This is a genomic window from Paractinoplanes deccanensis, from assembly GCF_016862115.1.
Taxonomy (GTDB): domain Bacteria; phylum Actinomycetota; class Actinomycetes; order Mycobacteriales; family Micromonosporaceae; genus Actinoplanes; species Actinoplanes deccanensis.
This window is the reverse complement of record NZ_BOMI01000104.1, coordinates 1-15,212: the sequence shown is the minus strand read 5'-3', so window position 1 is coordinate 15,212 and position 15,212 is coordinate 1. Positions and strand designations below refer to the sequence as shown.

The window sequence follows — 15,212 nt, the reverse complement described above, 5'->3', positions numbered from 1 at the left end:
AAGAGTGCGCCGTGGCCGCTGTGACCGGGCTGAGAGCCGCCCCTAAGGGTTGCCCCTCCCATGCCAAGGTAAGGGGGTGCGGTTGCTGGTGGTGGAAGATGAGGCGCGGCTCGCGGCTGCGCTGCAGCGCGGATTGCAGGCCGAGGGCTTCGCCGTGGACGTATCCGGTGACGGGCAGGACGGGCTCGAGATGGCTCGTCACGGCGGGTACGACGCGATGATTCTGGACGTGATGCTGCCGCGGCTCAGCGGCTACCGCGTCGTGCGGCAGTTGCGCGCCGAGGGCAACTGGGTGCCGGTGCTGATGCTGTCGGCCAAGGACGGGGAGTACGACCAGGCCGACGGGCTCGACTGCGGCGCGGACGACTACCTGACCAAGCCGTTTTCCTACATCGTGCTGCTCGCCCGGCTGCGCGCGCTGCTGCGGCGCGGGGTGCACGAACGGCCCACGGTGCTCAGCCACGGCGACGTCGAGCTCGATCCGGCCGAGCGTCGGGTCATGGTCGCCGGAGCCGAGGTGACGCTGACCGCCCGGGAGTTCGCGTTGCTCGAGTACCTCATGCGCCGGCCCGGCGAGGTGGTCAGCAAGATCGAACTTCTCGACCACGTCTGGGACGCGGCCGTCGAGACGGCGCCGAACGCGGTCGAGGTCTACGTCGGCTATCTCCGCCGCAAGATCGGGCGAGACCGGCTCGAGACCGTGCGCGGCGCGGGCTATCGGCTCGCGGCCGTGACGGGAGACTGATGCGCCGGCCGCGCGAGCTCAGCCTGCGCGCCCGGCTGGTGCTCACGTCCGTTCTGGCGCTGACCGCCGGCCTGGCAGCGGGTGGCGTGCTGCTCGTCGCCGTGCTCAACTTCGCGCTGCTGCGGGCGGTCAACGCCGAGGCCCTCGACACAGCGCGGGGCGTGGCCAAACTCGTCGACCAGGGTCAGCTCGCCGAGCCGATCCCGGTCAACGCGGCCATGCAGGTGCAGGTCATCGACGCGCAGAGCCGAGTGCTCTCGATCTCAGCGGGTGCCGACCGACTCGTTCCGATGCTCCACGCGGACGAGCTACGCGGCATGGCGGACGGCAACGTGCGCGAGATCCCCGGCAGCCGCATCGGACTCGACGGCGACGCCCGGGTCGTCATGGTGACCGCGGGGCCGCCGACCGATCCGGTGCGCGTGCTGGTCGCGCGGTCCACGAATGACCTGACGCAGGGCGTACACATCCTGCGAATAACGCTGCTGATCATGTTCCCGGTGTTGGTTGGTGGGCTGGCGCTGGTGTTGTGGCGGGTGCTCGGCGCGGCGCTCAGTCCCGTCGACGCGCTGCGCTCGGGGGCCGAGGACATCACGGGGGGTACGCGTGCGGGACGGCTGCCGGTGCCCGAGTCGCGCGACGAGATCCACCGGCTCGCGGTCACGCTCAACGGCATGCTCCATCGGCTCGACGCGGCGCAGGCGAGACAGCGGGCCTTCGTCGCCGACGCGGCACACGAGCTGCGCAGCCCGTTGACCAACATGCGCACGGAATTGGAGGTCTCGCAGAGGCTGCCCGACACCGACTGGAACGCGCTCGCGGACGACCTGCTCACCGACGTCGACCGGCTCAGCCGGCTCGTCGACGACATGCTGCTGCTCGCCCGCGCCGACGACGCGGCGCCCGGGCGTACGATCGCGGCGCCGTTCCGCGAGGTCGACCTGGGCGCGGTGGTCGGCGACGTGGCGGCTCGCTATCCCGCGGTCGGTTACGTACGGCCCGGGGCGCCGATCACGATCACCGGCGAGCCCGACGCGCTCGGCCGTGTGGTGGCAAACCTGCTGGACAACGCTGCACGGCATGCCAAGTCGACGGTCTGCGTCGAGGTGCGGGCCGACGCCGCGTACCGGTGGATCACCGTGACCGACGACGGCCCGGGCATTCCGGAGGCCGACCGCGAGCGCGTGTTCGACCGGTTCACCCGGCTCGACGACGCCCGCGCCCGCGACGCGGGCGGTTCCGGCCTGGGCTTGGCCATCGTGCGCGAGTTGGTACGCCGCCACGGTGGCACCGTCACCTTGGGCGACGCCGGCCCCGGCCTCCGAGTCGACGTCCGCCTTCCGGCAAACCACTGACACCCCCAACGACTGGCGACCGGTCGGCGGGGAACGCGAGTGCCACCTGGTTGAACGCACCGGTAGAGAACGGAGGGGTGGGCCGGCGGCAGGGCTGCGAAGGCCGGAGGCCGCGATGGTTGCAACGGGGTTCGTGGAGCCCACGCGGGTGGTGAGGCGGCGCGGCGGCGCGGCTGTGCGACGCGGCACCGTAGCGCGGCCCGCGGGCGGCGCGGTTCCGCGGCGTGGGCGGCGTGCGATGGAGAGGTGTGAGGGTAGGCGGCTCTGAGTTGTGGGGGCCTGGCGAAAAAGTTGGGGAGGGCGGGAACTTTTGTTGGGTGAGTGGCGACCAACGCGGAGTGCCCGGCAACGGGCTGTCCCCCATGCGGAAGGTTGACGACTTCGATGTCACTGCTCAAGCGCTCGGCCCTGGTGGCCGCGACCGTCGCTGGTCTTACCGTGGCGTTGGCCGCGCCGGCCTCCGCTCATGTCACGGTGAACCCCGACACGGCGACCGCGGGCGGGTACGCCAAGGTGACCTTCCGGGTGCCGAACGAGTCTGACACGGCCTCCACGACCAAGGTCGAAGTGAACCTGCCCGCCGACAACCCGGTCGCGTCGGTGTCCGTCAAGCCGGTCACCGGGTGGGACGTCGCCACCACGGTCTCCAAGCTGTCCAAGCCGCTCGAGGCGCACGGTGCGCAGATCACCGAGTCGATCTCGAAGATCACGTGGACTGCCAAGTCGGGCTCCGACATCAAGCCCGGGCAGTTCCAGGAGTTCGACGTGTCGCTCGGTCCGCTGCCCGAGTCCGGGCAGATGATCTTCAAGGCGCTGCAGACGTACTCGGACGGCACGATCGTTCGCTGGATCGACGAGCCCGCCACCGACGGCTCGGAGCCGGAGCACCCGGCGCCGGTGCTGAAGCTCGCCGCGGCCGGAGCCACCGACACTGCCGCCGCGGCGCCCACGGCCACGGCCACCGCTGTTGCCGAGCCTGCCGTCGACGACAGCTCGGACGGTCCGGACGCGTTCGGCATCGCGGGCCTGATCGCCGGCGTGATCGCGCTGATCCTGGCGCTTCTCGCGTACGCCAAGGCGGGCCGTCGCCCCGCCGAGGAGAGCACGACGACGAAGTCCTGAACCATCGCACCGTACGAGGCCGGCCGCGGGAGTGGCCGGCCTCGCGCTTTTGTGGATCACGGGTTTAACTACCGGACGTGAATCGCGTTCGTACGGCCTCCCGGGTCTGGCACACGCTGCTCTTCGCTGTGGTGCTCGCGTCACTGGTCATCCAGGTCACCCTCAGCGCGCAGGGGGACGACGCGCCGGCGGCCACGCGGTTCGTGCGGCTGTTCAGCTACTTCACGATCCAGAGCAACATCCTGGTGCTGATCGTGGCGGGCAGCCTCGTGCGCGACCCGGGACGCGACGGGTCGCTCTGGCGGATCCTGCACCTCGACGCGCTGCTGGGCATCGTCGTGACCGGCATCGTGTACGCGACGATCCTGGCCGGAACGGCGGACCCGCACGGCGCCGGATGGTGGTCGAACATGGGGTTCCACTACGTCGCTCCGTGGGCCGCGCTCGCCGGATGGCTGGTCTTCGGGCCGCGGCCACGGATCGATCGGCGGACCGTCGCCTGGGCGTTCGCCTGGCCGGCCGCGTGGATCGGTTACACGCTGGCGCACGGGGCGGTGACCGGCTGGTTTCCCTATCCGTTCGCGGACGCGGACGCGATCGGCTATCCCGCCGCAACCCGGAACATGCTCATGGTCGTCGTGTTGGCCGCCCTGCTCGCCACGGCCCTGTGGGCCCTCGACCGGCGCCTGCCACACAGGACCACCGTGGAGCCGGCCACCGTATCGGCGCCGGCGGGCGGGGACCAGGGATAAGGGGTCGGCCCCTGCGCTGCCAAGGCCGGCCGGCAGGCGCATGAGGCCAGTCGGCGCATAAGGGCCGTCGGCGCATGAGGGGCCCGTCGCTGCTGGAGGCCGGGAGGTGTTGCGTCAGCGCTCGTTCGTCGAGGGCGGGTGCTCGTTGTCTGTGGCCGACGGATCGGGGCGGACCGGTTGGTCGAGTGGGGGCCGCGGATCCAGGGAGGTCGGCTCGGAAGGCGGGCCGGGAGTGGGCGACACGGGCGGCGGGGTGGGAAGGTACGAGCCCGGGTGGGGTGACGCGGACGGCGAAGGCGGCGTGGTCTGGGTGGGCTGGGGGTTGGTCCAGGCTTCGCGGAGGTCCTTCTTCGTGGTGGTCCACCAGTCGCGGAACTCGGCTGCCAGGTCGGTCAAGGCGTGGCGCATGCCGGGGTCGTCGAGGCCGGCGCCGACGAGCTCGGCCAAACCCAGCAGCCACAAGAACGGGGTGGCGGCCAGCGCCAGGGCGGGGAGTGGCCACCAGGCCGTGGCGGCGTACAGGAAGAGCAAGGTTATGGCTGTCGCGGTCAGGGACAGGGCGGCGATGTCGGCGCGGCGCATCAGGCGGGGCAGCAGGCGCAGGCAGCGCCACGGGAGGCGGCCGGCGGGGAGCAGGACGCGGGCGGCGAAGCCGGTCATGACGGCGGCCAGGACCGCGGACATGATGCGGCCGAAAGGTCCGGCGGTGGGCCACCACCAGAGGGCGATCAGCTGGAGTACGCAGATGAGGGCGGCGCTGGCGGCGAGGCCCCGGCGGAGGCCGTTGAGGACGCCGCGGATCGGCCAGGTCATCGAGACCACGTCGGCTCGGGCGGGGTGGTCGCGGGCGACGTCGCGCAGGGCGCGCATCGAGCGGCGGACGCGGAGGCGTTCGGCGTCGAGCATGGCGATCAGCCATCGGCCGTACGGGTTGCCGGGTGAGATGGCGAGCGCGGCCCGGGCGGCGGCCACGGCGGCGTCGCGGTTGCCGGCGTCGCGCTCCACGTCGGCGACCGTGAGCAGTCCCTCGACGGAGTTCGGGGCGAGCGAGCGGCCGTGCGCGGCGACCAAGCGGGCCTTCGGGTAGTCCTTGGCGGCGGCCAGTGCGCGGGCGAGCACGAAATGCCCGCTCGGCTCGCCGGGGTCGAGCTGGACGGCCTGGGTGGCGGCGGCTACCGCGTCCCGGGCGCGGATCATGACGATGAGGTTCTCGGCGCGCTCGGCGTGGGCGTCGGCGAACTGCGGGGCGGCGGCCACCGCGGCTTCGGCTGTCGCGAGGGCGGCGGCGTAGTCACGCCGCAGGCGCAGCACCGAGGCGAGCAGGGTCAGCAGGCGCGCGTTGCCCGGGTCGGTGGCGAGGCCGGCGCGGGCCTCCTTCTCCGCTTCCTCGTAGCGGCCCACCTGCGCCAGGCGGTGCGCCCGCCAGTAGGCGTCGGCACGCTCACTCATCGAACGTCCCAGCAAGCGATTCGAACGGCCCACCAAGCGATTCGAACGGCCCAGCAAGCGATTCGAACGGCCCAGCAAGCGATGCTTGGAGCGGGGTCAACGGATCTTGCGCTTCTTGAGGTAGGCGGCCAGGTCGTCGTATTCGCCGGACTCGTTGGCGAACAGGGCGACGTTGCGGGCGGTGGCGAACCAGCCGTCCGTGGACGGGCGGATCTCGCGGACGGCGGCCATCATGTCCTGTTGGTTGATCATGCGGATGTCGCCGGTGGCGATCGAGTCGCGCATGGCGAACTCGGCGGCCGTCTCGCAGACGTGGGCCAGGTCGGCGCCCGAGTAGTGGTCGGTGGCGTCGGCGACGCGGGACAGGTCGATGTTGGCTACCGGGCGGTCGCGCAGGTGGTATTGCAGGATGGCGGCGCGCGCGGGCTTGTCGGGCGGCAGGACCAGCACGGTGCGGTCGAGGCGGCCGGGGCGGCGCAGGGCCGAGTCGATGTCCCACGGGGCGTTGGTGGCGGCCAGGACGAAGACGCCGTCGTTGTTGCCGTCCACGCCGTCGAGCTCGGTGAGCAGCTGGTTGACGACGGTGCGCATGGAGCTCGAGTTGAGCTGGCTGCGCTTGTGGCCGAGCGCGTCGATCTCGTCGAGGAAGAGCACGCAGGGGGCGTGGCCGCGGGCCGAGTCGAACAGGTCGTGCAGGTTGCGCTCGGAACTGCCCACCCACATGTTGAGCACGTCGGTGATCGACAGGGAGATGAACGAGGCGCCCATCTCGCCGGCGACCGCGCGGGCCAGGAAGGTCTTGCCGCAGCCGGGCGGGCCGTAGAGGAGCAGGCCGCCGCGCAGGCTCTTGCCGAACAGGCTGCGCAGCTTGGGGTTGCGCAGCGGGCCGAGGAAGGAGATCTCGAGGCGCTTCTTGACCTCCTCCATGCCGCCCACGTCGGCCAGGGTGATCGTCGACGTCTCGATGTCGAACGTGCGGTCCTCGTGGCCGCGCACGGGCTCCACCGCCTCGTCGGAGCGGGCGAAGCGCGGCGGGACGATGTCGCCGAGCTCCTCCTCCATGGCTGCCCAGTCGACGCCATCTTCATGAGTGGACGGCGCGGCAGGAGCAGGGGGCGCGGCAGGAGCAGGGGGCGCGGCCGGGTTGAGGGCCGCGCCCATCAACCGCTGAGCGGCGGCGTTGCCGGGCTCGCGGGCCAGGACCTGAGCGGCGTGCCCGATCGCCTCCGGACCGCGTCCCGCGGCCACGAGCAACTCCGCCAGGTGCAGCCGCAGCGGCAGGTCGTCGGGGCGGGCCTCCACCGCTGCGGCGAGGCTGTCGATCAAGGGCGAGTCGCTCATGACACCGAATTATGCCCGCGTCCGGCGAAGGGAACCTGTGGCCTACCGGACGTGATCGACGGCCGTGACCACCGCCACCCGGGAGCCGGTGAGCGGCGGGCCTGCGGTCGGGGGCGGCGCACGCCCGTACGGCTGGAAAAGCGTGAGGCCGCCGGGGAGATCTCCCCGACGGCCTCGTGCAAGCGGAACTAGCCGGGACGCCGGAAGCCCGCGATGGGCATCCGGTCGATCTCCGCCATCCGCACGTGGTCGCCCGTGTGCGGGGCGTGGACCATCAGCCCGCCACCGATGTAGATGCCTACGTGGTGGAGGCTGCCCGGGAAGAAGAACACCAGGTCACCTGGCTGCAACTCGTCCCGCGACACCGGCTTTCCCTCGCCCCACTGGTCTTTCGTGTAGTGGTCGAGGTGCACACCGACGCTGGCCCAGGCCTCCTGGGTCAGACCGGAACAGTCGTAACTGCTCGGACCGGCCGCACCGAAGACGTACGGCTTGCCGATCAGGTCACATGCGCGCTGTGCGGCGCGCCCGCCCTTGTCGTTGGTGTACGTCACCGGACAGGCACCCAGGCGCAGGGGCCCGTCCGAGGCGTCCGCCGTGCCGTACGCCTGGATCCGCAGCTTCTGCAGCGAAGCGATCTTCGCCTCGATGGCCTTCTTGCGGGTGGCCAGGTCCTTGTCGCGCGCGGCGACGGACTTGGTCACGATGTCCAGGTCGGACTTGGTCGCGGCGAGCTTGTCGCGGAGCGCCGCCACACCCGAGATCTGCTCCTGCTGATGCCGGGACAGCTGATCGAGATAGGTCAGCTTGTCGGTGAGCCCGGTCGGCGAGCCACTAATGATCATGGCGTTGAGAGCGTTCGGGGCACCCTGCTTGTACGCGTCGATGGCCAGGCCTCGGACCTGCTCCATCGCCGTGTTCACCTTCACCTCGAGCGGGGTGAGCTGGGCGGCGAGCTTCTTCTGCTGAGTCCGGTTCTTGAGCAGCTGGTTGTGCACGTCGTTGTACTGCTCGATGACCGGCTCGAGTTCGTTCCACTGCTTGTCGATCTGGGCCTCGACCGAGGAGGGCGAGGGTGTGGCGTGCGCGACGGCTGGTCCCGTGACAACGACCCCGACCGCCGCGAGTGCGCAGACGAGCCCGCGCAGAACTGCGGCGCGACCCCGCGCCCCAATCCGTTTCACGTTGGGTGTGATGTCCTTTCTTCCCTCGAGCCGCCGACCGGGTTAGCTGACGGGTTCGGACGGGAAGACGCGCCCGGCCGCGACGGATCGCGGCTTCACCCCAACTGCTCGGGTCCCCGGTTCGCCCGTACACGGCGATTAGGCGGTGGTCCGTCAGATCGGCCGGGTGGACGATGGGGGGCTGCCGAACCGGGGACCACCGTACTCCCGATCATGTGGAGAACTGAAGCCGACGCGTACGGGAAACTGCTTGCTCAGGACGGCATACGCACAGTGATCAGAGCGGCCAGTGGTCCAGCGCGCGGTCGAGCCAGGGCACCACGAGAATCACCGTGGGTAACACCAGGAGCCCGGCCGCGGCGAGCCCGGCGGCGACGTTCCGGCCGACGGACACCGTGTGCGGCATGGCGAGCCGGGCGAGCCTGCGACGCCGGGCGTCACCCGTCGGGTCGGGTCGCGCGTCCTCCGCGAGGGGGACGGCGTCGGTCAGCCTTTCGAGCGCCGCCCGCAGCGGCTCGGCGCCGACCTTCCGCCGCGCCACGTCATCAGAGATCATTTCCAACAGCAGGTGTACGGCGTCGAGCGGCACCCGGCTCCGCAGCGGCCGCGGCACCGCCTGATAGAAGGCCGTGAACGACTCCATCACCACCTCGTGCCGGTGGCGCAGGTGGGTCTGCTCGTGCGCGAGGACCGCGTCGACCTGCTCGCGGTCGAGCACCTGGAGCACCCCGTTGCTGAGCACCACCCGGGGCTCGCGGCCGGGCACGCAGTAGGCCAGCGGCAGCGCACCGTCGAGCACGCGCAGGTTGTCGGGCCCGAGCTCGCGATGCTGTTCGGCGCGGTCGAGCAGGTCGACGAGCATGCGGTGCCGGGCCCGGCGCGCGCGGGAGCGGCGGGTGACCCCGACCAGCGAGATCACCAGCCGCAGGATGATCACCCCAGCGACCACGAGGGCGCCGATGAGGGCGGCCGCGGCGACCGGCTTGCCCGAGCCGGCGGCCCGGGTCACCTCGTACGGGGCGGAGAGCACGACGCCGAGCGCGGAGAGCACCGCGCTCAGCGTGATCGACTGCCAGAGCAGGACGGCGGCGACCGGGGCGCGGTCGGTCCATCGCGCCCGTGCGAGCGGGCCCGGCACGACCAGCGACAGGGTCAGGCCGAGCGCGCCGAGCAGGAGCGCGGTCACGTCCTCTTGGAGGCTGCGATGGCCGCGGCGAGCGCCTCGGGCGAGAGCCGGCCGACGAAGTAGGCGAGGGCGGCGTCCTGGTCGCCGCTGGCGGTGAGCGCGTCGAGCATGACCGAGGCGGTCATCTCCTCGCGGGACTGCACGGGGGCGTACTTGTAGGCGCGGTCCTCGTTCTGCTGGGTGACCATGTGCTTCTTTGCCAAGCGGTTGAGCACGGTCATGACGGTCGTGTAGGCCAGGTCGCGCTCGCGGCTCAGGCGCTCGTGCACCTGCCGCACGGTGAGCGGCTCGCCCGCCTCCCACAACTGCTCCATGACCTCGCGTTCCAGGTCCCCGAGTGCCATGTCGCCCATATTACAGGTCCTACTGCGCAGCGTCGTACTACGCGACGTAGTATCTACTACGAGACGTCGTAGAGGGGGCTTACCCATGGACGTGCTGGACCTGACCCGGCTCCAGTTCGCGGTGGTGACGATCTATCACTACTTCTTCGTGCCGCTGTCGATCAGCCTGGCCGCGGCCGCCGCCGGCCTGCAGATCGCGTGGCTGCGCACCAAGCGCGACGAGTACCTGCATCTCACGAAGTTCGTCGGCAAGATCTTGATCGTCACGTTCGCGGTCGGTGTCGTGACGGGCCTCGTCCAGGAGTTCCAGTTCGGGCTCGGCTGGAGCGGCTTCGCCACGTTCTACGGCGACGTGTTCGGGCCGACGCTGGCGATCGAGGGGATGCTCGCGTTCTTCCTCGAGGCCACGTTCCTCGCGCTCTGGTATTTCGGATGGGACCGGCTGCCGAGGCTCGTGCACACGGCCACGATCGTCATCGTCGCGATCGGCACCCTGCTCTCCGCCTTCATCATCCTGGCCGCCAACTCGTTCATGCAGAACCCGGTGGCCTACACGCTCGACCCGGTGACCGGGCGCGCGCGGCTGACGTCCTTCACCGAGCTGCTGCTCAACAAGGTCAACCTGGCCGCCTTCCCGCACACGATGGCGGGCGCGGTCATGGTCGGCGGCGCGCTGCTGCTGGCGCTGGGCGTGTGGCGGCTCGCCGCCGACGGCACCTTCCGGATCATGGCGAGGCTGGGCGCGTGGATGACCCTGGCCGGCGGGGCACTGACCGCGCTGACCGGCGACCACCTCGGCAAGGTGATGACCGAGGTGCAGCCGATGAAGATGGCGGCGGCGGAGGCGCTGTACGAGACCACGAAGGGCGCACCGTTCTCGATCTTCACGAGCGGCCCGCCGCTGCCGTCGTTCTCGCTCGACATCCCGTGGCTGCTGTCGATCCTGGCCAAGGGCAACCCGAACGCGACGGTGCAGGGCATCGACGAGCTCCAGGCGCAGTACGCGGCCCAGTTCGGCCCCGGCAACTACACCCCGATGATCCCGGTGGCCTTCTGGACGTTCCGCGCGATGATCGGCGCCGGCATGCTGGCGGCGGCGATCGCCGCTTACTACCTCTGGCGTACGAGGAAGCACCGCGACGCGCCGCGCTGGCTCACCCGGTGGCTGCCACTGATCCCGATCCTGCCCGCGGCCGCCAACACGTTCGGCTGGATCTTCACCGAGACGGCGCGGCAGCCCTGGATCGCGTTCGGCATCTCGAAGGTCGCGGACGGCATCTCCCCCGGCCTCACCAGTTCGGAGGTCATCGCCTCCCTGGCGGGATTCACCGTCGTGTACGGGATTCTGGCCGTCGTCTGGTACCGCCTGATCCGCCACCTGTCCCGGCAGCCGCTGGCGCCCCCGGCCACGGTCGCCGCCGACACCCCCGAGCCCGCTCCCGTCTACTGAGGACAAGCCATGATCACCTTCTGGTTCGCCGTCGTCGTGCTCGCCTGGGTGCTCTTCTTCGTGCTGGAGGGCTTCGACTTCGGCGTCGGCCTGCTGGGCCCGCTGCTCGGCCGCGACGACCACGAGCGAGGCGCCGCGGTACGCACGATCGGCCCGTTCTGGGACGGCAACGAGGTGTGGCTGGTGGCGGCGATCGGCGTCACGTTCGCCGCGTTCCCGGCCTGGTACTCGGCGCTGCTGTCGGGCCTGTACCTGCCGATGGTCGTGCTGCTGCTCCTGCTGGCGGTGCGCGGTGTGGCCCTGGAGTTCCGCGGCAAGGGCGACGGCGCCGCCTATCGTCGCAGGGCCGACATCGCGCTGGCGCTGAGCTCGCTCGGCATCGTGCTGGTGTGGGGCGCGCTGCTGGCGGCGTTCGTGCGCGGCCTGGCGCTGGACGCGTCGGGTTCGGTGACGGGCGGCGGGCTGTCCCGCACGCTGGGGCCGGTCTTCACCCTCGAGGCCGGGCTGGGCGCGCTGGCGGCACTGTTCGCGGCGCTGCTGCTGGGCGCGACGTTCCTGAGCCTGCGCACCAGCGGCCCCCTGCGCGGCCGGGCCCGCACGCTGGCGAGGTGGCTGGGCACGGGCGGGGCGGTCGCGCTCCTGGTCATCGGCTTCGGTACGGGCTCACGGCTGGCCCTGGCCGCCGCGGCCCTGAGCCTGCTGGCCGGCATCCTGGCCCGCTCCGGCCGCGAGGCCCTGGCCTTCGCGGCAACGGCGGTGGGAGTGGCCGGTGCCGTGGTGGCCGTGTTCACGACCCACGGCGACGTGGTGCTGCGCAGCACGCTGAACCCGCAGTGGTCCCTGACCATGGACTCGGCCGCGGCGACACCCCAGGCGCTGTCGCTGCTGACCTGGGCCGGGGTGCTGATCCTGCCGGGCGTGCTGGCTTACCAGGCCTTCTCGTACTGGATCTTCCGCCGCCGCGTCGCGAGCGAGCGGGTGCCGTCGTGAGCGGGTCGTCCACAGCCGCCGCCGCGTCCACAGGGACAAATCGGGCCGCGTCCGGGCCATCCACAGACCTTGCCACCGCCGAGCCGAAGCGGTCCTCGTCAGCCCGGGGGCCGCTGGATCCCCGGCTGGTGCGGCACGCCCGCACCAGCCGGGCCGGCATCGCCCTGCTCGCGCTCCTCGGCGCGGGCCAGGCCGCCGCCACCCTGACCGTCGCGATCGCCCTGGCCTTGCTGGTGGCCGGCGACCACCGCTGGGCGACCGCCCTGCTCGCCGGCGCTTTCGTCGCACGCGCCGGCTTCTCCTGGGGCGAGCAGGTCGTGGCCCAGCGCACCGCCGCCCGCGTCACCGACGAGCTCCGCCGCTCCATGCTCATCGCCGTCCTGCGCCGCGGCCCCGCCTGGGCCGCCTCGTTCGGCGCCGGGCGGCTCACCGCCGTACTGACAAATGGCCTCGACGCCCTGCGCCCTTGGTTCAGCGGATATCTGCCCGCCCTCGTGCTGGGCGTGGCCCTGCCCCCGCTGGTCGTGCTCACCATGGCCTTCGTCGACCCCGCGTCGGCGATCGTCGCCCTGGTCACGCTGCCGTTGATCCCCGTCCTCGGTGCCCTGATCGGCTGGGCCACCCAGGCCCGCGCCCGCCGCCGCTGGGAGGCCGACGCCCGCCTGGCCGGCCACTTCTTGGACGTCGTGCGCGGCCTGCCCACCCTGCGCGTCTTCGGCCGCGCCGAGCGCCAGACCGCCGTCGTCGAGGACCTGACGGACAAGCACCGCTCCGCCACCTTGCGCGTGCTGCGCGTCGCCTTCCTGTCCTCCACCGCGCTCGACCTCGTCGGCACCCTCTCGGTCGGTCTCATCGCCGTCGAGGCGGGCCTGCGGGTGGCCGCCGGCAACCTCGCCCTCGGCCCGGCCCTGCTGGTCATCCTCCTGGCGCCCGAGGCCTATCGCCCACTACGCGAGATGGCCGCCAAGTACCACGCCGCCACCGACGCCACGGCCGTCATCAGCGACGTCGACGAGATCCTCACACCGGCGATCCCCGCACCCGCGATCCCCGCACCCGCGCCGCCTGCACACGCGAGGCCCGCACCCGCGATCCCCGCACCCGCGCCGCCTGCACCCGCGAGGCCCGCACCCGCGACGCCTGCACCCGCGAGGCCCGCACCCGCGACGCCTGCACCCGCGAGGCCCGCACCCGCGATCCCCGCACCCGCGATCCCCGCACCCGCGACGCCCGCACCGGCGACGCTCACACCCGCGACGCCCACACCCGCGGCGGGTGCCGGGACGCGGGATCTGGCTGGGGTGGGAGCGTTCGGGCTTCGGGTGCGCTATCCCGGCGCCACCCGGGACGCCCTCGTCCTCGACGAGCTGAGTGTGCGGGCCGGCGAGATCGTCGCCCTGCGTGGACCGTCGGGCGCGGGCAAGACGACGGCGCTGCGGGTGCTCGCGGGACTGCACGCCCCCGACGCGGGCGTCGCGGTCGCGGACAACGCGCTCTATCTGCCGCAGCGGCCCACGCTCCCCCACGCGCGCCGGGTAGCCGACCTCTTCCCCGCCGGGACCACCACCGAGCAGATCGACGAAGCCCTGCGCACGGTAGGACTCGACCTCACCCCCGACACAGCCCTCGGCGAACGAGGCGCCGGGGTCTCGGCAGGCCAGCGGCACCGGCTCGCGCTCGCCGCCCTGCTGCACCGCGCCGGCAGCAACCCGGTGACCCTTCTGCTCGACGAGCCGACCGCCCACCTGGACGCCACCACCGAGCAGCTCGTCATCGACCGCCTGCGGCGGGCCGCCCGCCGAGGCAGCGCCGTCCTCGTCGTGGCCCACCGTCCGGCTCTCCTCGAAGCCGCCGACCGCATCGTCACCATAACCGCGCCGGTGGAGGTCTCCCCCACTCGCGCGGCCGGACCGATCAGCAGCGAAGGCACCGTCCCCACAACGGCCACTTCCTCTGCGAGTGCGGCCTCCTCCACAGCCCGATTTGTCCCGTTCAAGAACCGCTCGTCCACAGCCCGAATTGTCGGCCAGGGTGATGCCTCATCCACAGCCCGACTTGTCCCGGGTGGCGACGCTGCGTCCACAGCCCGAAATGTCGACCAGTGCGACGCTGCGCCCACAGCCCGAAATGTCGACCCGGGCGATGCTGCGTCCACAGCCCGAAATGTCGACCCGGGCGATGCCGCGTCCGCAGCCCGAAATGTCGACCCGGGTGACGCCTCGTCCACAGCCCGGCTCGTCCCAGGTAGCGACGCCGCGCCCACAGCCCGAAATGTCCCAGGCCACGGCACCGCATCCACAGCCCGGAATGTCGCGGGCGGCGATGTGCCGTCCACAGCCCGAGATGTCCGTGACGGTCGGGTGTCCTCCACAGCCCGAAATGTCGGTGGGTCGGTCTGGCGGCGTCCTTGGGCGGCGGTTGCGCTGGGCACGGGGTCGTCGCTTGCGGGGATCGTGCTCACCGGGGCGGCTGCCTGGCTGCTCGTGCGGGCGTCCACACTGCCGCCGGTGTTGTCGCTTTCGGCGGCTGTGGTGCTGGTTCGGGGTAGTGCTGTGGCGCGGCCGCTGCTGCGGTACGTGGAGCGGCTCGTGGCGCACGATGTCGCGTTCGCCCGGCTGGGAACGTGGCGGGCTCGGATCTATGGGGCGCTCGTTCCGCGGGTGCCGGGGGCACGGCTGCGGCGGCGCGGGGATCTGCTCACCAAGGTAGTGGACGACGTGGACGCTCGGGTGGACGGGCTGCTTCGCGGGCGCCTTCCGGCCGTAGCGGCCTGGGCCACGCTTGCGGTTGCCTCGGGTGTGGCGGTCTTCCTCTCGCCCGCTGTTGCCGTGCCGCTGGTTGCGGGGCTGGTGATTGCCGGGGTGGTGGCGCCGCTCGTCGCGGCGCGGCAGGCGGCTCGGGCGGAAGTGGCCACGGGTGCGGCCCGGGCCGCGCTGCGTGACGCCATGGTGGAGACGGTGGACGGGATCGAGGAGCTGACCGGTTCGGAAACCGTGCCGGAGCAGCGCAGCCGCGACCTCGCCCGGCTGGAACAGGGCGCGGCGCGGGCGGCCGGATGGGCTGCGGCGCTGGGGCACCTCGGGTGGGGCATCGCGGTGGTGGGCACGGCCTTCGCGCTCGGCGGGCTCAGCCACGAGTGGGCCGCCGTTCTCCTGCTCGGCATCGTGGTCCTCGGCGACCAGGTCATGACGCTCCCCGACGCCGCCGTGGCCCGCCGGCACGCGGCCGGCGCCGACCAGCGCCTCGCCGCCCTGCTCGCCGAACCACCGGCCGTCACGTTCACCGCCGCCAGAG

12 protein-coding genes and 1 riboswitch are annotated in these 15,212 nt (G+C 72.0%); of the genes, 7 read left to right on the top strand and 5 right to left on the bottom strand.

Annotation, left to right across the window (positions count from 1 at the left end):
* Positions 1-76 precede the first annotated feature (76 nt).
* From Ade02nite_RS25875 to Ade02nite_RS25860, 4 genes are all read left to right on the top strand, one after another.
* Positions 77-745 (top strand): response regulator transcription factor, encoded by a 669-nt coding sequence (locus tag Ade02nite_RS25875; RefSeq protein ID WP_203769106.1) that lies wholly within the window; start codon positions 77-79, stop codon positions 743-745.
* A complete protein-coding gene (locus Ade02nite_RS25870) occupies positions 745-2,100 on the top strand; it encodes a sensor histidine kinase (RefSeq protein WP_203769104.1) in 1,356 nt (451 codons plus the stop codon). Before Ade02nite_RS25875 ends, Ade02nite_RS25870 begins: the two co-directional genes overlap by 1 nt.
* Before the next feature lie 384 nt (positions 2,101-2,484).
* On the top strand, positions 2,485-3,222 hold the full coding sequence (locus tag Ade02nite_RS25865) for a YcnI family copper-binding membrane protein (protein WP_203769102.1): 738 nt from the start codon (positions 2,485-2,487) through the stop codon (positions 3,220-3,222).
* Positions 3,223-3,299: 77 nt separating this feature from the next.
* Entirely contained in the window at positions 3,300-3,974 is a 675-nt protein-coding gene (locus Ade02nite_RS25860; protein WP_203769100.1) for a Pr6Pr family membrane protein, read from the top strand.
* 114 nt (positions 3,975-4,088) lie between these two features.
* Here Ade02nite_RS25860 and Ade02nite_RS25855 read toward each other — a convergent pair whose 3' ends face one another.
* The 5 genes from Ade02nite_RS25855 to Ade02nite_RS25835 form a co-directional block, all read right to left on the bottom strand.
* Complete coding sequence (locus Ade02nite_RS25855) at positions 4,089-5,423, bottom strand: tetratricopeptide repeat protein (protein ID WP_203769098.1); 1,335 nt, start codon at positions 5,421-5,423, stop codon at positions 4,089-4,091.
* Positions 5,424-5,519: 96 nt separating this feature from the next.
* Complete coding sequence (locus tag Ade02nite_RS25850; protein WP_203769096.1) at positions 5,520-6,764, bottom strand: AAA family ATPase; 1,245 nt, start codon at positions 6,762-6,764, stop codon at positions 5,520-5,522.
* A gap of 188 nt (positions 6,765-6,952) precedes the next feature.
* Positions 6,953-7,948: a C40 family peptidase gene (locus Ade02nite_RS25845; RefSeq protein WP_203769089.1), complete on the bottom strand. Its 996-nt coding sequence runs from the start codon at positions 7,946-7,948 to the stop codon at positions 6,953-6,955.
* A 15-nt stretch (positions 7,949-7,963) separates the two neighbouring features.
* Positions 7,964-8,103: riboswitch (cyclic di-AMP (ydaO/yuaA leader) on the bottom strand.
* A 122-nt stretch (positions 8,104-8,225) separates the two neighbouring features.
* Positions 8,226-9,134 (bottom strand): M56 family metallopeptidase, encoded by a 909-nt coding sequence (locus tag Ade02nite_RS25840; protein WP_203769087.1) that lies wholly within the window; start codon positions 9,132-9,134, stop codon positions 8,226-8,228.
* Positions 9,131-9,478, bottom strand: coding sequence for a BlaI/MecI/CopY family transcriptional regulator (locus Ade02nite_RS25835; protein WP_203769085.1), 348 nt, complete (start codon positions 9,476-9,478; stop codon positions 9,131-9,133). The genes Ade02nite_RS25840 and Ade02nite_RS25835 overlap by 4 nt, the downstream gene beginning before the upstream one ends.
* Positions 9,479-9,563: 85 nt before the next feature.
* Between Ade02nite_RS25835 and Ade02nite_RS25830 the strand changes: the two genes are divergently transcribed.
* The 3 genes from Ade02nite_RS25830 to Ade02nite_RS25820 form a co-directional block, all read left to right on the top strand.
* Positions 9,564-10,928, top strand: coding sequence for a cytochrome ubiquinol oxidase subunit I (locus tag Ade02nite_RS25830; RefSeq protein WP_203769083.1), 1,365 nt, complete (start codon positions 9,564-9,566; stop codon positions 10,926-10,928).
* A 9-nt stretch (positions 10,929-10,937) separates the two neighbouring features.
* Complete coding sequence (gene cydB, locus Ade02nite_RS25825; RefSeq protein WP_203769081.1) at positions 10,938-11,918, top strand: cytochrome d ubiquinol oxidase subunit II; 981 nt, start codon at positions 10,938-10,940, stop codon at positions 11,916-11,918.
* 128 nt (positions 11,919-12,046) lie between these two features.
* Positions 12,047-15,212, top strand: a 3,166-nt coding sequence (locus tag Ade02nite_RS25820) for an ABC transporter transmembrane domain-containing protein (protein ID WP_239169050.1), incomplete at its 3' end; no start/stop codon positions are given.